Source organism: Hydrogenophaga taeniospiralis (assembly GCF_020510445.1).
GTDB lineage: Bacteria > Pseudomonadota > Gammaproteobacteria > Burkholderiales > Burkholderiaceae_C > Hydrogenophaga.
The window spans coordinates 3,642,525-3,664,935 of sequence record NZ_JAHBAG010000001.1; the positions used below are offsets into that span (position 1 = coordinate 3,642,525).

Consider the following 22,411-nt stretch of genomic DNA (forward strand, 5'->3'; position numbering starts at 1 on the left):
TCCAGGCGAAGAGAGTGTCACTTGACCAGTGCCAGAGCGAAGGTCGGCACATAGGTGACGACCGCCAGCACCACCAGCATCATCAGCACAAAGGGCGTGATGGCCCGCGCAACAGGCCAGAGCTTGACCCCGCTGATGGCCATGCCCACAAAAAGGCAATACCCTATGGGTGGCGCCGCCATGCCGATGGCCACGTTGGTGACCATCATGGCGCCGAAGTGGATCGGATCAACACCGAACTGGTTGGCGATGCTGATCAGCATCGGCCCCAGGATGACCATGATCGCGATCTCGTCCATCACGGCGGCAAGAAGGAAGAAGCCGATGTTCAGCGCCAACAGCATCATCCATTTCTCATGGACATGCTGCGCCAGCCAGCTGGCCAGCTGGTTGGCCAGCTGCTCCTGCGCGACCAGAAAGCCAAAGCCGCTGGAGACCACGATGATGGCCATCACGATGGCACTGATGGCCATGGCACGAGACACCACCTGTGGCAGCTGGCTCCAACTCAACCGGCGCTCGATCACAACACCGACAAACAGCGCGTAAAGGCAGGCGACGACCGCAGCTTCCGTCGGCGTGAAGGCCCCGCCGTAGATCCCCCCCAGCACCACCACCGGCGCGAGCAACGCCCACATACCCTCGCGCAAGGCCGCCACCGCCTCCGGCCAGGTCGCCCGTGGCTCCCTGGGTTGCGGACTGCGCAGCGCATGGGCCACGACAATGACCGCCATGCCCAGCGCCATCAGCAGGCCGGGCAGCACACCCGAGAGAAACAGCTTCGCGATCGACTGTTCCGCGATCACCCCCCAGATCACGAATGCGATGGAAGGCGGGATCAGCGGCGCCAGCACACCCGCGCTCACCACGAGCGCGGTGGCGTAGGCCCGGCTGTACCCGCGCTCGGTCATGGCCGGGATCATCACGGCACCGATGGCCGCCGTGGTGGCCGGCGCCGAACCGCTGACGGCCGCAAAGATGAGCGCGGCCACGATCACCACCAGACCCAGGCCCCCGGGCAGGTGGCGCACGAAGACCTCGGCCACCCGCACCAGGCGTTGCGACAAACCGCCCGCGCTCATGAGCTCACCCGCCAGCATGAAGAAGGGAATGGCCAACAGCGTGAAGCTCTGCGTGCCCGCCACGATGGTCTGGGGCAGCAGCATGGGCTCGATGCCCACGGTGAGCAGGACCGCGATCACGCTGAGGGCGATCGCAAACGCGAAGGGCACCCCGAGCAGCACCAGGCCGGTGAAGCCCGCTGTGAGAATCCAGGCGGTGATGGACATGGTTCAGTTGGTGGGAGTTGTTGAAGCGTCCGGCCTGGCGCCAGGCCCCAGCAGGGCATGTTCGAGGGCAAACACCGCGACGAGCACGCCGCACACCGGTGCAGCGGCGTAGAGACCGGTCAGGGGGTAACCGATGGCGGCCGAGGTGAACCCCGTTGAATCCGCCACGTAGCGCACCCCCGACCAGGCGGTGAACACCCCGGTGAACGCGATGGCCAGCGAGACCAGCCGTTCCATGCCCGTTCGCAGCGGTTCGGGCAGGCGGTCCACCAGCAGGTCCATGCGAACATGGATGGCGTCGCGCACGCCGGCCGCAATCGCCAGCAGCGTGCCCCAGGTGAAGCAGGCCAGCGCCAGCTCTTCGGTCCAGCTGGCGGCATGCCCGAACACGTAGCGCATCACCACCTGCAGCGACAGCGACACGAGCATGACCCCTGTGAGACCCAGCACGGCCCAGCGAACCAGGCGCAACAGATGATCACAGGTGCCGTGCACAAAGGGCGCCAGTGCAGTGCCCTGCTTCATGAACAGCGCCATTCACTTCACCTGTTCAAGGGCCATGGTCATCAGGTCGGCGCCGATGCCTGGCTTGAATTTTTCGTACATCGGTGCCACCGCCTTGCGGAAGGCAGCCGGGTCGGAAACCGTGTTGACCTTCATGCCCTTGCTCTGCAACACATCAACCATCTGGAGACCATGCTCAAAGTTGGCCTTGCGCTGCTCGGCCACGGCCACCCTGGCGGCATCGGTCACGGCCTTGCGCTGCTCAGCCGACAGCTTGCCCAGGGTGCGGTTGCCAATCAGCAGTTCCAGGGCCGTGTAGGTGTGGTTGGTCTGTGAGAGGTACTTGGTCACCTCGTAGACCTTCAGCGAGTCGATGAAGGCCAGCGGCAGCTCAAGACCATCCACCATGCCCTGCTGTACGGCGGTGTAGGTCTCGCCCCAGGCCATGGGCACGGCCGAGCCACCGAGCGAGGTGAACATGTCGATGAACACCGGGTTCTGCATGACGCGGTACTTGACCCCGATCACGTCGGCCGGCGTCTGAACGGGCTTCTTGTTGTTGATCATGTGGCGAAAGCCGGCTTCCATGTAGCCGAGCACGGTGATGCCCTTGGCCTCCAGGCGCTTGGACAGCTCTTTGCCCACGTTGCCGTCCAGCACGGTGCGGGCCTGGACCTCACTGGCGTACAGGAAAGGCAGATCGTTGAGCTGGAACCCGGGTTCCATCTGCGCCACCACCGCGTTGGTGATGATGGCGGCGTCCACGGTGCCGAAGCGCATGCCCTCCATCATGGGCTTCTCGTCCCCGAGTTGCCGGTTGGGAAACAGCTGCACCTCGATCGTGCCTTTGCTCGATGCTTCAAGCGCCGTCTTGAAGGCGCGCGCACCGATGGCCGACGGGTCCTGCGGTCCATCCGCCGTGGCCCAGCCCAGCTTGATGACGGTTTTGGCCGGTTGAGCAAGGGCCGTGGGCACAGCCAGAACCATGGCCAAAGTGGCCAGACAAACGGACATGAAAGTTTTGCGGAAGGTCACCATTGTCTCCTTGTGTTGAAGGGAAAAAGCTCATCACCCTTGTGAGGGTTCTTGCCAGTACAGGTGCGTGGGGTTGTGCACCAGCACCGTTTCGCGCACACGGTCGTCCGGCAGCCAGTCGGGCACCAGCGACACCAGTTGCTCATCGTCCGGCACCGCATGCGGGCTGGAAGGGTGGGGCCAGTCCGTTCCCCACAGCAGGCGCTGTGGGTTGGTCCTGACGTACCGTTCGGCGAGACGCCGCACGTCGGCATCGGCATGGCATTGCGGCGACACACGGTAGGGGGCCGACAGTTTGACCCATGCCGTCCCCTCGGCAAGCTGTGCGAGCAGGTTGGCAAAGCCCGCGCTCTGGCCAATGGCTGCTGCCGCGTGGTGCCCCATGTGGTCCACAACCACAGTCACGCCCATGGCCTGCACCTGCGCGACCAGGTCGGGCTGCTGCACCACATCGACCAGCAGCTGGACATGCCAGCCGAACGGCCTGACCTTGGCCACGATCCCCTCCACCGTCTGCATGTCTGGTGGGGCGGAGAACATGGTGGTGATGCGGGTGCCACGCGCGCCCAGGCGGTGCCAGCGCTCGATGTCGGCCTCGGGCGTGGTGGGCGCCACGACCGCAATACCCCGCATGTGCCCCCCGTGTTGCCGCAGGATGTCTTCGAAGCTCTGGTGATCGGCGCCGAACACGGTCGGGTGGATCAGAACGCTGCGCTCAATGCCGAAGCGCTCACACAAGGCCAGGTAGCTCGACAAGGTCGCGTCGGGCGGCGTGTAATGCCGCTGCGGCGCATAGGGGTAGCGCGCAGCATCGAAAACATGAAAATGGCAGTCGCACGCACCCGCAGGCAGTCGAAACGCCGCTGGGCGCGCTGTCGGCGCGGAAGCCAGGTGCGCGGCGCTCATGCCACGATCGCCTTCAACAGGTCCGGGCTGGGCGTCAGTTCGCCGCGCTCGATTCTCTGAATGGTTTCGTTCACACGCTGGTGCAGCGTGACGTCGATGCCGACCTCGCCACCACGTCGCGCCACCAGGCCATTGATGTCATTGGTCTCGGTGCGGCGACCCTTGCCGATGTCCTGCCCCATCGAGGGGCGTTGCGCATCGCTGCGCGAGTTGGCCACGGCCATAATCATCTCGGTGATGGCGTCGAACGCGGCCGGGTCGTCGTCAGAGCGCGCCAGCAGGTCGAGATCCAGCCCGCCCACGGGCTCCAGCGCCAGACCGAGCGCCCGCCCGACGCGGATGCAGGAGCTGCCCAGCCGGATGCTGAGGTTCCTCGCCACGTCGTTGTTGTCGCGTTGTTTGCCGGTGAGACCGGTCAGTGCGCACACACCGTTGCGCATGGCGTTGATGGTGAGCTTGGACCAGCGCTCGCCCCAGAGGTTGTGGGTCACCTTGCAGCTGTCGCCGTGCGCGAGCAAGCCACCGATCAGCTCGGCCCTCGGCGTCACCCGTCCATGCACTTCGCCGATGCGCATGCCCGGCTTCTTCTCGTCGCCCAGCGGCGAATTGCGCACGATGTGGCCCGGCGCCACCAGTTCAGCTGCCAGCGCGCTGACGGAGCAGCCCAGGGTGCGGCCCCAACCCGCCACGCTGGCGATGGCGTCTTCGTTGATGCCGTTCTGCAGCGAGACCAAGCAGCCGTTGGGCGCCAGGTAGGGCAGAACGAGCTGAGTCGCCCACAGTGTGTCGTACGACTTCACTGCGATAAAGGCCACGTCGATGGGCCGCTCTCGCACCAACTGGTGTATGTCGCCGATGTGCAGCGCCCGCACCGGTATATCCACCGAGCCCGCGCCGTTCATGCCGCTCACTGAAATTCCCTGGCGGCGCAGGGTCTCCACATGCTCAGGCCATGCGTCCACCAGGACCGTGTCCACGCCCGCCCTGGAGAGATGCGCCCCCACATAGCCGCCCACCGCGCCGGCTCCCACAATGCATACCCGTGTCATGTCTTGGCTCCTGTGTGGTTTCTGCCCGGGCTCAAGCGTGAGGAGTGCAGTAATCGGCGGCTGCCAGGCGGAAGGTGGTGCGCTTCATCAGACGCGGCTGGTCCAGCTTCATCGGGTCTCGCCGATGCATCGTGCAGCCGTTGTCCCACATCATCAGATCGCCGTTGTGCACCTTGTGCCGGTACGCCAGCGACGGGTGCCCCCCCGCCTCGAACAGGATCGGCAGCACTCGCGCGTTCTCTTCTTCCGACAGCCCCTCGATCCCGATCAGCGTGGTCGGGTCCGCGTACAGCGCCTTGCGCCCGGTGTGCGGGTGCCTCAGCACCAGCGGGTGCGTCGCGTCCGGCAGGCTCAGCATCGCGTTGGCCTTGGCCTTGTCCTGCAGCTCCAGCGTGTTGAGCAGCGCATAGCGCTTGGCGTAGCGGTAGGTGCCGTTGCGCCCTTCGATCAGTTGCTGGATGTCTTGAGGCAACCGTTGCCAGGCTCCGTATTCGTCGGCCCAGTAGATGTCGCCGCCGTCGCGCGGCACCTCGGTGCCGTACAGGATGGCGCCGGTGGCCGGTCGAACCTGGAAGGTCTGATCGGAGTGCCAGTCCACGTCTTCTCCACCCGCGAAGCCACCCACGAAGCGCCCGTCCGAGTACTTCAATGTGCTGAAGTAGATGATCTGCTCGTGGTACGGCGACTGGATGTCTTTGCGCCCGGAGGTCTCGCACTTGCCGAAGTGCTCGGTGAAGCGCACCAGCTCGGCCTCGTCCAGCGCCTGGCGCCGGAAGATCATCACCGGTGACTTCTGCCAGATCGCCTTGAGTTCGGCGATGGCCGCCGGATCGTCCACGATGTCCTGGATGGCCACGTGCACCTGCACGGCAAAGTCGGAATGCAGCGGGCTGGTCTGAATGGATTTCATCTTCGTTGTCTCCTGTGTCGTTGGGTCTTGATGTCCACCCGCGAGTCAGTCGGGCTTCATGTGGGCAGCCTGGATCACCTGGGCGTAGTTGCGCCGCTCTTCTCGCAGCCAGGCGGTGAGTTCGGTGGGGTTGAGCGCAGGGGCGCGCTCAAAGCCCAGGTCCCCCAGGGCTTTCTGGGTCTCGGGCAGCTCCAGAATCTTGCGCATCTCTGTGGCCAGCTTGAGCTGGATCTCGGCGGGCACGCCCTTGGGCACCATGAGCGCGTTCCACGCGGCGATGGTGAAGTTGGGCAGGCCTTGTTCGCTGGCAGTCTTCACCCCGGGCATGGAGGCCATGGACGTGGTGGTGGTCACTGCAAGCACCTTGACCTTGCCCAACTGGGTGCGGGTGGCCGCCACGGTGTCGATGAGCACCGGCACGTGCCCGCCCAGTGTGGCGGTCATGGCGTCGGCCGAGCCTTTGAAGCGGATGCCAAAGAGCGGCACGTCGCGCTGCTTGAGCATCTCCAGCACCAGTTGCCCGGTGACGCTGGGGATGGCCGCGTCCACCGTGCCGGGCTTGCTCCTGGTCAGTGCGATGAGTTCGGTGAGGGAGTTGACGGGCGCACCGGCGCCGGCCGAGATGGCGAAGGGGATCAGGGCGGTGAGCGCGATGGCGTCGAAGTCTTTGTCGGCGTCAAACCCGGGGTTGGGGAACAGCGCGGGGTTCATGGCGTGGGTGCCGGAGGCGCCCATGACCAGTGTGTAGCCGTCGGGGGTGGCGCGCGCGGCGGCTGCGGTGCCGATGTTGCCGGAGGCGCCGGGACGGTTGTCCACGACGAAGCCCTGGCCGAGCGCTCGTGAGAGCTTCTCGGCGAAGTAGCGTGTGGCAATGTCCGTGCTTTGTCCCGCCGGGTACGCCACGATGATCTTCACCGCCCGGTTCGGCCAGTCAGCGTGGCTTTGCACCTGCGCAAAGCCCAGGGTGGGGCACAGCGCAACCACCGCAAGGCCACGTGTCCAAGTTTTCCATTGGTTCATCATGTTGTTGTCTCCTGGTTCAAATTAAAGCGACCGAAAACTGGCGAAAGCCGCCAGCACCGCGTCCATCTGCTGCGCCATCGGGGCACGCAGCAACTGGGCATCCAGTTCGTTGACCGCTTCGCTCAGGCGGCGCTCGATGAGTCGGCGCAAGCGGTAGCGGCTGCGGCTGTCCAGCAGCGACGTGCGACGGTGCGCCTGGCCAAGCCACTGCTGATGCCGGTCGATGGTGTCGGACAGCGCCGCTACCGAATCGGGCTGGCGGGCCGAAGCCAGCAGCACCGGCGGGCGCCAGCGGTCTGCGGCGATCCGTGACACCGCGGCGATGCGCTGGATGTCGGCCGCCATGCGCTGGGCACCAGACAGGTCGGATTTGTTGACCACAAAGATGTCGGCCATCTCCATGATCCCGGCCTTCATCGCCTGCACCACGTCGCCGCTGTCGGGCAGCAGCACCAGCACCAGGGTGTCCACCTGCACGCGCGCCGCGTACTCGGCCTGGCCCACGCCCACGGTTTCGAGCAGCACCTCGTCGAAGCCGTGTTGATCCATCAGGTCCAGCATCTCGGGCAGGTTGTCCGACAGGCCGTCGGACGTGGATCGCGAACCGATGGACCGGATGTAGAGATCGCCGCTGCCTTGCAGCTCGTCCATGCGGATGCGGTCACCGAGGATCGCGCCGCCCGAGCGGGGACTGCTGGGGTCAATGGCCAGCACGCCGATGCGGCGCTCGCTGTCCAGATGCGTTGCCCGGTGCATCGCCAGGAGGCCCGCCAGCGTGCTCTTGCCGGCACCGGGCGCACCGGTCAGCCCGATGCGACGCGCAAGCTGGGCCGGCGCCTGCGACGGGCTGCGGTGCAGCAGGTCGGTGGCGCAGGCATTGGCCAGCGTGGTCAGTGCCCGGCCGAGTGTGTGGCGGTCCAGCGGTGGGCGTGTCACGCGCGGACTCCACCCAACACGTCGGCGTGGTGCTGGTCCAGCAACGGCGGCAGACCGTAGCTGGGCACATGGCCGTTGAATTTCAGCGGGCTGGCCACGGCACGCAGAGGATGGCTGCCATCACCGAGCGCCACCACCATCTGGCGCGAGCGCGCCAGATCGCTGTCCAGCGCCTGCGCCAGCGTGCCGATTTCCGACGCCACCACGCCGAGCGGCACCAGGCGGCGCACCCACTCGGCGGCCGGTGCCTGCATCAGGACCTCGCCAATGGCCGTCAGCACGTGGCTGCGGTTCTCGCGCCGGCTGGCCATGGTGGCGAACACCGGGTCGGTGATCCAGCCGGTCTGGCCGACCTCGTTGCAGAAAGTCCGCCAGAACTTGTCGTGCGTGATGAACAGCGTGAGCCAGCCGTCGGCGGTGGGGAATATCTGGGCCGGCACCATGTAGGGGTGCGACGAATTCGCCAGGCGCTCCACCACCTCGCCCGTGTTGAGCGCAGCGCCGGCCAGGTAGTTCAGCTGCGACAGCATCACGTCGTACATGGCCACATCGACCTGCCCACCCTCGCCCTCCACCAGCTTGGCCAGCAGCCCCATGGCCGCCACGATGCCGGCGGAATTGTCCACCGCCGAATAGCCCGCCTTGGTGGGTGGCGACGTGGGCTCGCCGGTGAGCGACATCACGCCGGTGATCGCCTGGATCACGTAGTCGTAGGCAGGGCTCTCGGCATAGGGGCCTTCCAGGCCGTAGCCGGTGAGCGCAACGCAAACAAGGGACGGGTTGCAGGTGCGCAGCGCGTCGTAGGTCAGCCCCAGTTTCTTGATGGCCGAGGGCCGCAGGTTGGTCACCAGCGCATGGGCACTTGCGGCAATGCTTTCCAGCTCGGCGCGGCCGTCCGGTGAGGCCAGGTCCAGCACCACGCTTTTCTTGTTGCGGTTGAGGCTGGTGAAGTAAGCGTTGTGGGGGCCGATGAAATGCGGGCTCACCTTGCGCGCGATGTCGCCCTCGGGGGGTTCGATTTTGATCACCTCGGCACCCATGTCGGCCAGCAGCAGGCCGCAATAGGGGCCGGCCAGCATGTGGCCGACCTCGATGATGCGCACACCGGCGAGCGGGCCGCTCATGAGAAGCTCGCCGCCAGTTTCGCCACCACGGTGTCCAGTGGCATATCGGCGGTGAAAACGGCCGCCACGCCCAGTTCGTGCAGGAAGGCCTGGTCTTCGGCCGGGATGGTGCCGCCGACAAACACCTTCACGTCATGGGCCTTGGCGTCGCGCAAGGCGGCGATCACGTCACCCACCAACTCCTTGTGGCTGCCCGACAGGATGCTCAGGCCCACGGCGTCGACGCCCTCGTCCACCGCCACCTGGGCAATCTGAGCGGGGCTGCGGCGCAGACCGGTGTAGATCACCTCGGCGCCGGCGTCGCGCAGCGTGAGCGCCACGATCTTGGCGCCGATGTCGTGGCCGTCGAGGCCGGGCTTGCCAATCAGGATGCGGCGTCCCGCGAGCGGACGCGCTTCTTTGATTTGTGTCATAGGTTCACCGGCTCCTTGAATTCGCCCCATTCCTTTTTCAGACAGGCCACCATCTCGCCCACGGTGGCGTAGGCGTGGCAACAGTCCACCAGGTAGGGCATGACGTTTTCGCTGTCATTGGCCGCAGCCTGGGACAGGCGGGCCAGCGCGGCATCGACGGCGCTTTGGCTGCGGGTGTCGAGCACACGCTGAAACTTGTCGAGCGCGCGCTGTGCGATGGTGGAATCGAGCTTGAAGACCTCGCCCACCTTGATTTCTTCGTCGGTCTTGCGAAAGTGGTTCTGCCCGACGATGACGTGGTGCCCGCTGTCGGTGTCGAGCTTGCGCTCCAGCCCGCGCTCGGCCAGACGCATCTGGATCCAGCCGTCTTCGATGGCCTTCTCGACACCTCCGTAGGTATCAATTTCACCCATCACCTTGAGGATCATCTCTTCCATGCGGTCGGTGTGCTGCTCCAGAAAGTAGCTGCCGCCCAGCGGGTCCACGGTGCGGGCGATGCCGCTCTCGAAGGCGATCATCTGCTGGGTGCGAACCGCCAGTTCGGCCGAAAACTCGGTCGGAATCTGGAAGGCTTCGTCAAACGCGCAGGTAAAGATCGACTGGGCGCCGCCGAACACCGCCGCCATGGTTTCCACCGCCACCCGCACTACGTTGTTGTAGGGCTGAGGCGCGACCAGCGATGAGCCGCCGCACACCACACCGAAGCGCAGGTGCTGGGCCTTGGGGTCCTTCACGCCATAGCGCTCCTTCATGAAGCGGGCCCACAGCCGCCGCCCGGCCCGGAACTTCGCGATCTCCTCGAAGAAGTCCATGTGCACATAGAAGAAAAATGACAGGCGTTTGGCAAACTTCTCCACGTCACCGCCGCGCGCCTGAAGCTCGTCCACATAGGCCAACCCGTTGGCCAGCGTGTAGGCCATCTCCTCGGCGGCGGTGGCACCAGCGTCGCGCACGTGCGCCCCGGCGATGCTGATGGGGTTGAAGCGCGGCGTGACCTCGTTCGAGTAAAGGATGGAGTCGGCGATCAGCCGCATGGAGGGCCGCACCGGAAAGATCCAGGTGCCCCGCGCCACGTACTCCTTGAGGATGTCGTTCTGGATCGTGCCGGTGAGTTTGCTGCGCGGCACACCCTGCTTGTCGGCCACCGCCAGGTACATGGCGTAGATGATGGCGGCGGTGCCGTTGATGGTGAACGAGGTCGAGATCTTCGACAGGTCGAGGTCCTTGAACAGGATCTCGGCTTCGCTCAGGTTGGACAGCGAAACTCCGACCTTGCCGATCTCAGGGCGGGCCATGGGGTGGGTCGGGTCGTAGCCGCACTGGGTGGGCAAATCGAGCGCGACCGACAGGCCGGTCTGACCCTGGTCCAGCAAAAACTTGTAGCGCTCATTGGATTCTTCGGCGGTGCCAAAGCCCGAGTACTGGCGGATCGTCCACAGGCGGCCCTGGTAGCCATCGGGGAAGATGCCCCGGGTGAACGGGTACTCGCCGGGGTTGCCGATGCGCTCGGCTTGCACGGCGCTGGCGTCCACGCTGGGCGGCACCGGAATGCCGCTGCGGTTGACCGGGCTGAGCACCGGCTCGGCCAGGGGAACAGCGGGTTTCTGGTCTCTCATGTTCATCACGCGCCTTTGGAAAGAAGCTTTTCGGAAGCCGACCAGTGGTCGTCGTGCAACCAGGTCTGGGTCAGGTGCTGCTGTTCGACACGGCGGTGCTGCTGCCAGCCCTGGCCCTGCCTGGCAGCGATGGCTTGCGCCTTGATGCCGCGCAGCACCTGCGCCGGGCAGGCGTCGAGGGGTTTCGTGAATGCCGCGATGTCGGAGCCGCTGGGTCCGTCGGCGATGACCGCATCGGCAAGGCCCCAGGCCAGCGCCTGCTCGGCGCCCACCAGTTCGCAGCGGCTCATCATTCGCATGGCGCGCGCCGGGCCGACCAGCCCGAACAGGTCGGGGCCGCCGCCCCAAGCCGAGGTGATGGCCAGCTTGGCCTGGATGTAGCCGATGCGCGCATGGCTGGCCTGCAGGCGCATGTCGCAGGCCAGCGCAAGTTCCGCGCCGCCGCCGATGGCGTCACCGTTCAGGTAGGCCAGCACCGGCACCGGGCAATGGCGGATGGCATCCAGGGCGGCGCAGGCGTCGTCCATCATGGCCACCACGGCGGGTTCGTCGCGCACGTTGGCCAAGTCCCGCAGATCGCCACCGGCGGCGAAGTAGCGGTCGCCGGCGCCGGTCACGACGATGTAGCGGACGTCGGCACGCAGACCGGCCTCCCGGACGGCGGTGGCCAGGTCGGCCAGCACCGGGCGGGCCAGTGCGTTGTGTTTGTGGGCGCGGTTCACGGTCACCCAGACCGCGCCATAAGGATGCTCGATGACGCGCACCTGAGTGTCGGTTGTTTCTGTGGTTTGGGTTGGCATGGGGCGCATGTTAGGTTTGCAACTGTTCTTGTGGAAGAATATAAATTCGACATTTCGAACAAACTTCCACCTCAAAGGAGAAAACCTTGGATTTCGAACAACTTGTTCAGCCAGCTGAACATACCAAGGCTGATGGATCTGCTGTACCTGGCCCTTCCGGTGGCGTGGCGGTCACTGCTGTGGGTCGGGTGCTGAACATCTTTGAGGCCTTCCAGAAGGTGCAGAAACCCATGTCACTGACCGATCTGGCCGACATCACCGGCATTCCCAAGAGCAGCTGCCATGCGATCGTTGCCACGCTCACGGCGCGCGGCTACCTGTACTCGCTCAGCCGCCCCCGAGCGCTCTACCCCACCCGGCGCTTCTTCGACATCGCCAGCGAAATCCACCACCACGACCCGTTTGTCGAGCACGTGATGCCCTTGCTGGAGCGGCTGCGCGACACCTCGCGGGAGACCGTGATCCTGGGCAAACGCCAGGGCGACGCGGTGATCTACCTGCAGGTGGTCGAGAGCCCGCATTCGATCCGCTACTCGTCCAAACCAGGCGAGTTCAAACCACTGCATTCCAGCTCCATTGGCAAGGCTTTGCTGGGCAGCCTCAAGGAATCCGAGCTGCGAACACAGATGGCCGAGCGCCCACTGCCCGCCGTGACGGCCGCGACCATCACCGACAACGACCTGCTCATCAACGACATCCTGGAGAGCCGGCGGCGCGGCTACTTCGTCACCCGGGGCGAAAACGTGCCCGACGTGTGGGCCGTGTCGGCCTTCCTCAACGTGCATTCCGAGACACTGGCCGTGGCGATCGCCGGGCCAAGGCACCGCATGGAAAACAACGTGGTGGAATGCGCGCAACTGTTGCTGGCGACCTGCAGCTTCATTTCCCGGCAATGGGCCCGGGCATGAGTGCCGCTCCGGAATGGGCAACAGGCGCTCTGCCCGCCGCTGCGCAGGAACTGCTGGCACGGTCGCGCACCACAACGACACCTTGCGGCGACGGTGTCATGGTGTGGCGCTGCTGGGGCGAGGGCCAACCGGTGGTGCTGCTGCACGGCGGCAGCGGCAGCTGGACGCACTGGGTCCGAAACATCCCGGCGCTGCTGTTGGCCGGCCGCCAGGTCTGGGCGCCCGACCTGCCCGGGTTCGGAGACTCAGCGTCCCCTCACGGTGGGTTCGATGCAGACGCGGTGTTGCCCCCGCTGGCGCTCGGGCTGGGCGAGGTGCTAGGGCCAGGACCCCACGAGATCGTGGCGTTTTCCTTCGGGTCACTCGTGGCCACGCTACTCGCAGCAGAACAACCCGGTCTTGTTTCCCGCCTGCTGCTCGTGGGATTGCCGGTGCTACCGCTGGTCCACGGGCGTGGCATTCCACTGCCCTCGATGCGCACAACCTTCTCTCCCGAAGTACGCGCCGCAGCACACCGCGCCAACCTCGCGGCGATCATGATCCATGAACCAGCGCAGATCAACGACGACACCATCGCCCTTCAAATGACCAATGCCGCGCGCGACCGCATGCGCTCCCGCAGGCTCGTGACCACCGACGCATGCGCCACCGCCGTGCGCGCACTTCAGTGTGATTTCGAGTGCATCTGGGGCGAGCAGGATGTGCTGTGCCGAGATCGATGGGCCGAGGTCCGTGCGGCTTGCAACGACAACACCTTGTGCGCGCGCCAGACATTGATCCCGGACTGCGGGCACTGGGTGCAGTATGAGAATGCCGATGCCTTCAACCACTTGCTGACCACCTGGGCCGGTCGCTGAATCACGCGCCAGTCAAGAGCCACACTGGACGATCCCAGGCAGAATTCGCCAGCAGTTGTCATTGAAGCCATTGAACCCGTCAAAGCTACGGGCCAAGGTGGGCGAGTGCTCATGACCATTTCTGCCTCGACTGCGCGTTTTCAAGTCGATGGAGATGTGACGGCCTCTTTGTTTCCAGCCTGTCCGCGGAGCCTGAACTTCCGAATCTTTCCGCTCGCGGTCTTCAGCTCCTCGGCGAAAACTACCCTGCACGGACATTTGTAGTGAACCAGGTGCTCGCGGCAGAAGGACACCATCTCAACCTCGAATGGTACGACTCCATCCCACCTCGCGGCGCCGCCCGACATAGGGAATCACCCATTCTTTCGAGTAGTACTGATACGGCTGACCTGTTGACCTGAAGAACGCCTCAACCGGCCAGCGATTCAGCAGCATTCTCATGCTGCATGACGTCCACCCAACGTGCGTTGACCAGTTGGGCCATCCGCTCAGGCACTACCCTGACACCTGCATTGCTTGCGCCGGCGGCGGGAAGCACTTCGCTGAAGCGCCGCAGCGAGACATCGCAATACACATCCAGTTGACTTGCAAGCCCGAAGGGCCCGACGCCTCCTATGGGGTGGCCCGTTACCTTTTCCACCTCGCTCGCCGCCAGGAAGCGGGCCTTTGCCCCAAACTGATCTTTGTACTTTCTGTTATCGAGTCGAGCATCGCCTCGGGCGACGAGCAAGATCACTTGCTCGCCTACGCACAGAGACAACGTCTTGGCAATCTGTCCTGGAGCGACACCGAACGCCGTGGCCGCCATCGCGACGGTAGCGCCACTTGTTTCCACTTCAATGATTGAAAGATCCGGGGCGTGCTCGGCAATAAACTGTTTGACGGAGTCGAGGCTCATGATGAAAGTTGAAAATGAAGACCATGAATGGTCGTTGGACAGACACTTTGGCGAGTGCGGCACCCACGCTCCATGTGGGGCACTTTGCGCTCTCAGTGTTGCGCCTCGCAGCCCCGGCGTACATTGGCTGAAACGCCATATTGTTGGCCGTTTCCGACATTCGATGTACCACGCCGCTGATTTCGGGCAAACAGAAGAGGACACCGGTTTGATTGCTGGGATAGATATGCCTGGGAACTGCTATTGAGCAGACGGGTACCCAGGCCCTACCAAGCGTGCTGTTCGTCGTTTTGGAACGAACCGTCCTTAACTGACGCGACGTAGGCTACAAAGGCGACATCGACGGCCGACGCATCGCTTATGAGGTTTTCGCCACGAACTTCGCCTCCGGCTGTTCCTCGACGCTTCAGCGAGACAGGCTCACTCCTCGATCGCACCACCAATCGAGCGCAGATGTTGCCGGAACGTCACGCCCGCGTCTGCCTTTCGAGCAGCCAGAAACTCATCGAAGCGGGCCTGCTGTCTGAAGGTAGTACCAAGATGCATACGCGCTGCTTGACTGCGCTCAGTGTCCCGAATCGTGGTTGCCAGTTCGGCCACCTCTTGGGCGTGGCTCAGGGGGACAAAGATCACGCCATCATCATCACCAAGCACGAAGTCGTCGGTGGTGATTGCATGCTCACCGCAGCTGGCAGATGAGAGTGCGGCCGCCTCCTGTGGTTCCAGACGCTGTGGCCCAGCGGGCAAAGTACCCAGACTGAAGATCGGCAGCCGAATGGTTCGCAGTTCAGCCGAGTCGCGATGCAAACCCCAGATGACAATGCCGCGCAAGCCCGCACGCGCCGTTTCCAGCGTCACCAGGTCGCCAACACAGGCTTCATCCAAGCGCCCCTCGTTGTCGACCACCAACACGTCTCCAGGCGCAGATCGATCGATGGCTTCGAGAAAGACGTCGACACTGCCATAGTGCCGCGAAGGGCGTGCACGGCCAACAACATGCGTACCGCTCCAGAGTGGTCGCATTCCCGCCGGAGCACAGCGAACCGCGATTCCCAGGCGCATGCAGGCATCCGCGACGTGGGGCGTTGTGAGGTCCAGGTAGGTGCGTTGAAGCTTTACGGTGTCCATGTCATTTCTCCTCGGATGAATCAAGTTCTGTGGGGCTGCGAAGGTCCCGCAGCAGATGATTGTTTCGGTTTGTCATGGCGATCGAATATCGCCATCCGCGACCGACCCGGGTGGGACGCAAGGCAGCCAGCGGCTCCGTCGGAGAGTCAAAGACCGTTAGTTCCGCCTCCCCTGTCCAGACGGGGCTTGCCTGCACGTTCTCGGCTTGCAGGCGGACCAGTTCGTACACCGCTGGCTGATCGTGCTGCCCCTCGAACAGCGAGGGAAAGTGTCGAAGGGCCACGATAGGCCGGCTTCCGAATGTGACCGCCGAGTTGTCTGCAAGGCCGGAGAGCTTCACGTGACCTTCCGCGAGACGCCGGTCTTTGAGTGCCACCGTCCCTGCAAAGATCGCACCGGGCTCCAACTTGGGAGACGCGATCGAAGGTACGCCCATCGATCGCGTGATCCACACCGAGCCGATCTTCTTCGGGTAGCCTAGGGCCCAGCCACGAGCCAGCGAGGTATCTTGATCGACCACGATATAGGGGCAGTACTGCATCAACTTCCCCTCGTACTGAACGCTCGCCAGCACGATGCACTCGCGGTACTGCGCCCGGATGGGATCAAGCAGCTCACCGCCCGTGTCCGTGCAGGCTTGCCAGTCGACGAAAGAGACCGTCATCAGGCCGCGTTCGTCAGGGTGGAGACTCAGACCAGGCGGCAGCAGCGCCTCAATGGCCGAGGGCTCCGCCCAGCACTCGACCGTGACGAAGTCGGCCGCGTAATGCCACGGTGGATTAGGGGCGATGCTGGCTCTTCCGTCATGGGAAAAAGGCCCCATGAAGCCCTGAGCGGCGGCGAAATGTGTCATATAGAACTCCTGTTTTAAAAAATGAGCGAACATCCCGGCGCTTGCGTAGCGTCCGGGTATGGGCTGAATTGGTTGAATGCTGGGTGCATGCCGTCAGTCCCCCATGACCACGCCCTCGCGGCGCGGATCGGCGCCACCGAAATAACCGCCCGGCACACGTTGGATGGCCTGCAGACCACTGGTCATGTTCATCTCCCGGACCTCGTGGCCCCGAACCTTGAGTGACTCGACGGTGGCTGCCGGGAAGCGTTTTTCTTCGAGCAGCGTGGGACCGTTGGCCGAGCCGAAGTTGGGCAGGTTGATGGCTTGCTGCGCGTTCAGGCCCCAGTGCAGAGTGCCCCACAAGGTCTTTGCCGTGTAGTGAATGATCAACGCGCCGCCGGGGCTGCCGCCGCTCATGACCAATTGGCCGGTGGTTTTGTCGAATACCAGTGTGGGTGACATAGACGAGCGCGGGCGCTTGCCCGGTTGCACGCGGTTGGCGATAGCGTTGCCCTGCGTGTCACGCGGTGCGAAGCTGAAGTCGGTCAATTCGTTGTTGAGCAGGAAGCCCTTGACCATCTGCCGCGCACCGAAGACGTCCTCGATGGTGGTGGTCATGGCCACAGCACGTCCTTGGACATCGACGATGCTGATGTGGCTCGTTCCGTACTCTGGCTGATCGGGCATGGGGGCGAAGCTGGTCTGCGTGCCTCCCGGGTGGCCGGGCTGGGCAACCTTCATAGACTGGTTGCCAATGAGCCGCGCGCGATCTGCCAGGTAGTCTGGCGACAGCAGACTCATCCACGAACCAGCGGGCGGGGCCACGAAATCGGGATCGGCCACGTACAGTGCGCGGTCGGCGAATGCCAGCCTGGCGGCTTCGGTGTAGAAGTGAAGCCAATCGGCGGTGGGCAGGCCGTCTTGCCCCAAGGGAAGCGCGGCACCCGCTGTGTTCTGCAGGACGCCCAGCATCTGGCCGATGGCGATGGCGCCCGAACTGGGCGGTGGGAATCCGCACAGCCGGTACACCTTCTGCGGTGGCACGGCGTGGTCGTGGCACAGCGGTTCGCGCTTGCGCGACTGGTAGCCGGACAGGTCGGCCAGGGTCATCCGGCCGGGGTTGGACGGATGGGAGCGTACCTTGTCCACGATAGCCTGGGCCACAGGGCCTTCGAGCAGCGCCTTGGAACCCCCTGCCGCGATGTCCCGAAGCACCTGGGCCAACTCTGGGTTTTTCAGGACATGTCCCACGGGCCAGGGCTGGCCGCTGGCGTCGTAGAAGTAGGCGGCTGCAACTGGATCTTTCTTGAGGTGCTGTTCAGCCGCCAGCAGCGTGTTCAGTCGGGCGCTGACCTTGAAGCCTTGTTCGGCCAAGGTGATGGCGGGCTGGAAAAGGCTGGCCCAGGGCAGCTTGCCGTGCTGCTGGTGGGCCAGTTCCAGCATGCGCACGGTGCCTGGCACACCCACCGAGCGCCCGCCCACGACGCCTTCAATGAAGGCCATGGGCTTTCCGTCGGATTTGAGGAATAGGTTTTCGTCGGCAGCAGCAGGGGCGGTCTCGCGGCCGTCGTAGGCCTCGACCGACTTGCCATCGAAATGCATGAGAAACGCGCCGCCGCCGATTCCGCTGGACTGTGGTTCCACCAGCGTGAGCACCATTTGCACGGCGATGGCCGCGTCCACGGCGCTGCCACCGGCCTTGAGGACCTGGAAACCAGCGTCGGTGGCCAGTGGGTTGGCCGCCGCGACGGCAAACTTAGCTGTTTGCCAGCCTGGTTTCTCGGTGTAGCCGGACGAGCCTTCAGGCTGCGTGGGCACGGTGTAGTTGAGCGCGGGCGCTGTGGTGCCGCAGCCAGCCAGCATGACGGCTGCGAGCAAAGCGCTCAGTTTTACCTGGGAAATTCGCATGATGCTCCGTTCTTGTTTATGCCAGCCGGTCCAGCCAGCTATGCGTGTCAGGGGCACGCCCCAATTGAATGTCCGTCAGTGCGGATTTCAGTCGCTCGGTGATGGGGCCTGGGCCACCGTCACCGATGATGAAGCGATGTTTGCGTCCCTTGACTTCTCCAATTGGCGCAACCACTGCTGCCGTGCCGCAAGCGAAAGACTCCAGCAGTCGGCCGCTCTTGGCATCGTCTTGCCACTGGTCAATGGCGTAAGGCTCTTCACGAGCAACCAGTCCCATGTCGCGGGCCAATGTGATCAGCGATTCGCGGGTGATGCCTGCCAGGATCGTGCCGCTCAAAGGAGGCGTCTGGATCGATCCATCAGCGAACACGAAGAAGACATTCATCCCGCCGAGTTCTTCGATCCAGCGGCGCTCCACAGCGTCAAGGAAAATCACCTGGTCACATTGCTCGCGGATTGCTTCGGCCTGCGCCGCTAGACTGGCCGCATAGTTGCCGCCGCATTTGGCGTCACCCGTTCCACCGAGCGCGGCGCGCGTGAAGTTGTCCGACACCCAAAGCGTCACTGCGGCAGCTCCACGTCTGAAATATGGCCCAACCGGCGATGCCACGACGCAGTAGAGATAGTCGGCCGACGCTCTGACCCCGAGAACGGATTCGGTTGCGATCATGAACGGCCGCAGGTACAGCGCGAAGCCTTGAGTAGAAGGAATCCAAGCGTTGTCCACACGCACCAGTGCACGCACCGATTCAATGAACATCTCCTCGGGCAACGGCGGCATGGCGAGACGGGCGGCTGAACGGCGAAAACGGCGCGCATTCGCCTCGGGACGGAACAGCCCCGTTCCACCTCCATCCAGGCGATAGGCTTTCATGCCTTCGTAGATCTCTTGCGCGTAATGAAACACCAGCGCTGCCGGGTCGAGGCTCAATGCCTGGCGAGGGCCGATCTTTGCGTCATACCAGCCTTGATTCTTAGAGTATCTGATGGTGGCCATGTGATCGGTGAAAACCTGGCCAAAACCTGGTGCTTGAAGCAGCGCCTCCCTCTGATCCTCACCCACCGGACATAGATGGCTCTCCACAGGAAAGTGCAGCGATGAACTTGACGTCACTCCTCAACTCCTTGATTCAGGGCGCACCACAATGGCAAGCACAAAAGCAATATTAGTCCAATCTTCATAGAATTTTGTTGCGTTTATGCCTTTTATATATAATATTCCGGTACAATGTGCTTCAATAATTTATTTTTATGAAAGTTAATGCCATGCAAAATGATGCCATCAAAAATCTAGACGCAATTGACCGTCGAATACTTCAGGCTCTTCAAGAAGACGGGCGGATCCAGAACGTGGACCTAGCGGAGAAGGTGGGGCTGTCGCCGTCTCCGTGCTTACGTCGCGTCAAGATCCTTGAGGAATGCGGCGCCATCGAGCGGTACGTCGCACTGTTGAACCCGTCAAAACTCGGCATCGGATTGACTGTCTTTGTCCGCATCTGGCTAACAAGCCAGGATGCGCGAACCATCGATGGATTTACGACTGAGGTTCAGCGGTTCCCCGAGATCGTTGAATGCCATCTCATGGCGGGCGACTGTGACTTCTTGCTTCGCGTTGTTGCGGCTGACCTCGATGCCTACAGACGCTTCCAGGGTGAGCACCTGACGCGCATAAAAGGAGTTCAAAGTGTCAAGACAGAGATCCCCATGCAAAAGATCAAGCTGACGTCTCAACTCCCACTCTGAACAGAATTTCGCCGCCATGAACAGCGCGCCGATTGCCGAGCCGGCCGCCCCCGCTTCAGCAGTGCTTCAGCAATCCCGCTCAGAAAAAGGACACTGCCCGCATCTCAAGCCTTTCCCGCAAGGGCGCAAGCTTGTGGTGATGCAGGTACGAGAACCGCGACACGAGGTCAAAGAACCACAGAGCCTGTTCCATGTCGAGCCCCATTGAAAGCAGTTGAGAAACCTATGTCATCGCCGATTTTTGGGGTGAATCGTGCGCGGGCGTGGATCGACTGGACTGCCGCTGGATGGATTGTGACGCGTACCAAGCTGCCCGCCGCTGTTCAGCGTCACGGACGCAGAACAGCAAACCTTGCCGCAGCCTCCTGCAACTGCTCCATCGAGTTTGCCGTCGAGAATCGAACGAACCTCGCCGACTCGGCCGTGCCGAAATCTCGTCCGGGTGAGATCGCGACGTGGGCTCTCTTCATGGCCTCGAACGCGAAATCCCAGCTGTTCGAAACGTTCCAGGCATCGAACCACGACGAGCAATCCGCCCATGCGTAGAACGCGCCATCAGGCACCACCGGAACCTTGAACCCTATCTTCTCCAGCGCCGGGATGAACCAGTCGCGGCGCGCCTTGAACTGCGCGCGGCGGCGCTCGTACTCAGCGATGCTGTCGGGCTCGAAGCAAGCCAGCGCGGCATGCTGGGCGACGGTACTGGGGCAGAGGAAAAAGTTCTGCGCGAGACGCTCGATCACCGGGATGAGAGGTTCAGGAGCCACCACCCAGCCCAGGCGCCACCCGGTCATGCAGAAGTATTTCGAAAAGCTGTTGATGCTGATCAGATTCTCGTCAAGGGCCAGGCCGGTTTGGCCGAAAGCGTCGTCATGACTCAGCCCGAGGTAGATTTCGTCGAGCAACGTGACGCCTCCTTTGGCCTGGACGCAGGCATGGATGCGGCGCAGCTCGTCCGGATGAATGGATGTCCCCGTGGGGTTGGACGGCGAAGCGAGAAGCACTCCACGCGTCTTGTCACCCCAGTGCGCTTCTACCTTCTCCGCACTCAGTTGGTATCGCTCGGCTGCCGTGGTGGGCACCATGACAGGCTGGCCTTCGGCGGCGATCACGAAATGCCGATTGCACGGATAGCTCGGGTCGGGCATCAGGACTTCATCGCCGGCCTCGATCAAGGCTTGGCAAACGAGTTGCAGCGCGGCCGAAGCGCCCGCGGTCACCGCGATCCGGCGTGCTGGGACTTTCACGCCGAAGCGCTGCCTGTACCAGTCGCTGATGCGCTCGCGCAAAGACTCTAGCCCGATAGCCGGTGTGTACTGCGTCGTGCCATTCCGCACAGCGCGCACGGCAGCCTCCTGAACCAGAGGCGGCGCAGTGAAGTCCGGCTCGCCAATCGTCAGGTAGACCATGGGCTTGTCGCCATGAGCGACCTCACGCGCCAACTGCGAGGCTGCCTTGGCCACCTCCATCACGTAAAAAGGCTCGATGCGCTCAGCGCGCTTGGAAATTCTCATGATTCGACCCCGATCAAAAAGCTCTGGAAGAGGATTGAGGCTCTGTGCTGCGCCTCCAACCCTCGAATTTTTCAACGCCCGCCGTAGGAGTAGAAGCCCTGGCCAGTCTTGCGTCCCAGGCGGCCGGCATCCACCATTTCCTTGAGCAGGGGCGCCGGCCGGTACTTCGGATCGCCGAATCCTTCATGGAACACCTGCATCACAGCCAGCATCGTGTCCAGGCCGATCAGGTCACTCAACGCCAAAGGCCCGATCGGATGATTGCAGCCGAGCTTCATGCCGACGTCGATCTCCTCGGCACTGGCGAGCCCTTCCTGCAAGACGTAGATGGCCTCGTTGATCATCGGGCAGAGAATGCGGTTCACCACGAACCCGGGGCTGTTCCTGACCGTGATCGCGGTCTTGCCGATCGCCTGGGCAATGGCCAAGGCCTGGTCGTGTGCCAGATCCGAGGTTTGCAAGCCGCGAATCAATTCCAGCAGTTCCATCATAGGAACTGGGTTGAAAAAGTGCATACCGATGCAACGATCCGGCCGATTCAGGACGGCAGCCAACTGCGTGATGGAGATAGACGAGGTGTTGGTCGCAATCACCGCATCGTCACTGACCACTGCTTCGATGTCGCGCAGGATGCGCAGCTTGATGTCGAGCCTCTCTGTGGCCGCCTCTATTACCAGGCTGGCACCGCGCAGATCCGGGTAGGAGACCGTCGGACGGATCCTGGCAAGCACAAGATCCTTGTCCTCGGCACGCAGCTTTTCCTTCTTCACCAACCGCTCCAGACTGGCAGTGATTGCTGAAATACCTCGCCCGAGCGCCTCTTGGGAGACGTCGAGCATCGTGACATCGAGTCCGGCAAGTGCGCACACCTGCGCAATGCCGTTTCCCATGGTTCCGGCGCCGATCACGCCAACGTGCTGTCTGTTCATGATGAATTCGGAGGAGTAAGAATCATCAGTATCCGGTGGCTTTCTCTTGAAAGCCATTGGCAAATATGACACATTCAATGCCGTAT

General features: G+C 63.3%; 23 protein-coding genes. 4 read left to right on the forward strand and 19 right to left on the reverse strand.

Annotated features, from left to right (window positions below):
- Positions 1-17: 17 nt before the first annotated feature.
- The 12 genes from KIH07_RS17505 to KIH07_RS17560 are packed head-to-tail and all read right to left on the reverse strand — an operon-like array spanning position 18 to position 11,605.
- Positions 18-1,289: a TRAP transporter large permease gene (locus KIH07_RS17505; protein ID WP_226493190.1), complete on the reverse strand. Its 1,272-nt coding sequence runs from the start codon at positions 1,287-1,289 to the stop codon at positions 18-20.
- A 3-nt stretch (positions 1,290-1,292) separates the two neighbouring features.
- Positions 1,293-1,826, reverse strand: a complete 534-nt coding sequence (locus tag KIH07_RS17510) for a TRAP transporter small permease (RefSeq protein WP_226493191.1) — start codon at positions 1,824-1,826, stop codon at positions 1,293-1,295.
- Positions 1,827-2,807 (reverse strand): TRAP transporter substrate-binding protein, encoded by a 981-nt coding sequence (locus KIH07_RS17515; protein ID WP_226493192.1) that lies wholly within the window; start codon positions 2,805-2,807, stop codon positions 1,827-1,829. It lies immediately after the preceding gene.
- 54 nt (positions 2,808-2,861) lie between these two features.
- The gene (locus KIH07_RS17520; protein ID WP_226493193.1) at positions 2,862-3,734 is read right to left on the reverse strand and encodes an amidohydrolase family protein; all 873 of its coding nucleotides are present in this window, start codon (positions 3,732-3,734) and stop codon (positions 2,862-2,864) included.
- Positions 3,731-4,783: a ketopantoate reductase family protein gene (locus tag KIH07_RS17525; protein WP_226493194.1), complete on the reverse strand. Its 1,053-nt coding sequence runs from the start codon at positions 4,781-4,783 to the stop codon at positions 3,731-3,733. Before KIH07_RS17525 ends, KIH07_RS17520 begins: the two co-directional genes overlap by 4 nt.
- Positions 4,784-4,814: 31 nt before the next feature.
- A complete protein-coding gene (locus KIH07_RS17530; RefSeq protein WP_226493195.1) occupies positions 4,815-5,693 on the reverse strand; it encodes a TauD/TfdA dioxygenase family protein in 879 nt (292 codons plus the stop codon).
- Between the two features lie 45 nt (positions 5,694-5,738).
- A complete protein-coding gene (locus tag KIH07_RS17535; protein ID WP_226493196.1) occupies positions 5,739-6,716 on the reverse strand; it encodes a Bug family tripartite tricarboxylate transporter substrate binding protein in 978 nt (325 codons plus the stop codon).
- A gap of 21 nt (positions 6,717-6,737) precedes the next feature.
- Positions 6,738-7,652: an ArgK/MeaB family GTPase gene (locus tag KIH07_RS17540; protein WP_226493197.1), complete on the reverse strand. Its 915-nt coding sequence runs from the start codon at positions 7,650-7,652 to the stop codon at positions 6,738-6,740.
- Positions 7,649-8,776 carry a CaiB/BaiF CoA transferase family protein gene (locus tag KIH07_RS17545; protein ID WP_226493198.1) on the reverse strand — a complete coding sequence of 376 codons (1,128 nt, stop codon included), beginning with the start codon at positions 8,774-8,776 and terminating at the stop codon, positions 7,649-7,651. The genes KIH07_RS17540 and KIH07_RS17545 overlap by 4 nt, the downstream gene beginning before the upstream one ends.
- Positions 8,773-9,189, reverse strand: coding sequence for a cobalamin B12-binding domain-containing protein (locus KIH07_RS17550; protein ID WP_226493199.1), 417 nt, complete (start codon positions 9,187-9,189; stop codon positions 8,773-8,775). Before KIH07_RS17550 ends, KIH07_RS17545 begins: the two co-directional genes overlap by 4 nt.
- On the reverse strand, positions 9,186-10,811 hold the full coding sequence (locus tag KIH07_RS17555) for a methylmalonyl-CoA mutase (RefSeq protein ID WP_226493200.1): 1,626 nt from the start codon (positions 10,809-10,811) through the stop codon (positions 9,186-9,188). Before KIH07_RS17555 ends, KIH07_RS17550 begins: the two co-directional genes overlap by 4 nt.
- A complete protein-coding gene (locus tag KIH07_RS17560) occupies positions 10,811-11,605 on the reverse strand; it encodes an enoyl-CoA hydratase/isomerase family protein (protein WP_226493201.1) in 795 nt (264 codons plus the stop codon). The genes KIH07_RS17555 and KIH07_RS17560 overlap by 1 nt, the downstream gene beginning before the upstream one ends.
- A gap of 188 nt (positions 11,606-11,793) precedes the next feature.
- Here KIH07_RS17560 and KIH07_RS17565 point away from each other — a divergent pair, with 188 nt between their 5' ends.
- Both KIH07_RS17565 and KIH07_RS17570 read left to right on the forward strand, forming a co-directional pair.
- The gene (locus KIH07_RS17565; RefSeq protein WP_226493202.1) at positions 11,794-12,513 is read left to right on the forward strand and encodes an IclR family transcriptional regulator; all 720 of its coding nucleotides are present in this window, start codon (positions 11,794-11,796) and stop codon (positions 12,511-12,513) included.
- Positions 12,510-13,370, forward strand: coding sequence for an alpha/beta fold hydrolase (locus KIH07_RS17570; RefSeq protein WP_226493203.1), 861 nt, complete (start codon positions 12,510-12,512; stop codon positions 13,368-13,370). The genes KIH07_RS17565 and KIH07_RS17570 overlap by 4 nt, the downstream gene beginning before the upstream one ends.
- Before the next feature lie 409 nt (positions 13,371-13,779).
- Here the strand turns inward: KIH07_RS17570 and KIH07_RS17575 are convergent, their stop codons facing one another.
- From KIH07_RS17575 to KIH07_RS17595, 5 genes are all read right to left on the reverse strand, one after another.
- A complete protein-coding gene (locus KIH07_RS17575) occupies positions 13,780-14,268 on the reverse strand; it encodes a YbaK/EbsC family protein (protein ID WP_226493204.1) in 489 nt (162 codons plus the stop codon).
- Positions 14,269-14,688: 420 nt separating this feature from the next.
- Positions 14,689-15,396, reverse strand: a complete 708-nt coding sequence (locus KIH07_RS17580; RefSeq protein ID WP_226493205.1) for an RraA family protein — start codon at positions 15,394-15,396, stop codon at positions 14,689-14,691.
- Between the two features lies 1 nt (position 15,397).
- A complete protein-coding gene (locus KIH07_RS17585) occupies positions 15,398-16,249 on the reverse strand; it encodes an acetoacetate decarboxylase family protein (protein WP_226493206.1) in 852 nt (283 codons plus the stop codon).
- Between the two features lie 93 nt (positions 16,250-16,342).
- Positions 16,343-18,139, reverse strand: coding sequence for a gamma-glutamyltransferase family protein (locus tag KIH07_RS17590; RefSeq protein ID WP_226493207.1), 1,797 nt, complete (start codon positions 18,137-18,139; stop codon positions 16,343-16,345).
- A 16-nt stretch (positions 18,140-18,155) separates the two neighbouring features.
- The gene (locus KIH07_RS17595) at positions 18,156-19,235 is read right to left on the reverse strand and encodes a branched-chain amino acid aminotransferase (protein ID WP_226494741.1); all 1,080 of its coding nucleotides are present in this window, start codon (positions 19,233-19,235) and stop codon (positions 18,156-18,158) included.
- A 155-nt stretch (positions 19,236-19,390) separates the two neighbouring features.
- Here KIH07_RS17595 and KIH07_RS17600 point away from each other — a divergent pair, with 155 nt between their 5' ends.
- Together KIH07_RS17600 and KIH07_RS17605 are read left to right on the forward strand one after the other, a co-directional pair.
- Positions 19,391-19,882, forward strand: a complete 492-nt coding sequence (locus KIH07_RS17600) for an Lrp/AsnC family transcriptional regulator (protein ID WP_226493208.1) — start codon at positions 19,391-19,393, stop codon at positions 19,880-19,882.
- 16 nt (positions 19,883-19,898) lie between these two features.
- Positions 19,899-20,090 carry a hypothetical protein gene (locus KIH07_RS17605; RefSeq protein ID WP_226493209.1) on the forward strand — a complete coding sequence of 64 codons (192 nt, stop codon included), beginning with the start codon at positions 19,899-19,901 and terminating at the stop codon, positions 20,088-20,090.
- A gap of 121 nt (positions 20,091-20,211) precedes the next feature.
- Here KIH07_RS17605 and KIH07_RS17610 read toward each other — a convergent pair whose 3' ends face one another.
- Together KIH07_RS17610 and KIH07_RS17615 are read right to left on the reverse strand one after the other, a co-directional pair.
- Complete coding sequence (locus KIH07_RS17610; protein ID WP_226493210.1) at positions 20,212-21,396, reverse strand: pyridoxal phosphate-dependent aminotransferase; 1,185 nt, start codon at positions 21,394-21,396, stop codon at positions 20,212-20,214.
- Between the two features lie 71 nt (positions 21,397-21,467).
- A complete protein-coding gene (locus KIH07_RS17615) occupies positions 21,468-22,325 on the reverse strand; it encodes a 3-hydroxybutyryl-CoA dehydrogenase (protein WP_226493211.1) in 858 nt (285 codons plus the stop codon).
- Positions 22,326-22,411 lie beyond the last annotated feature (86 nt).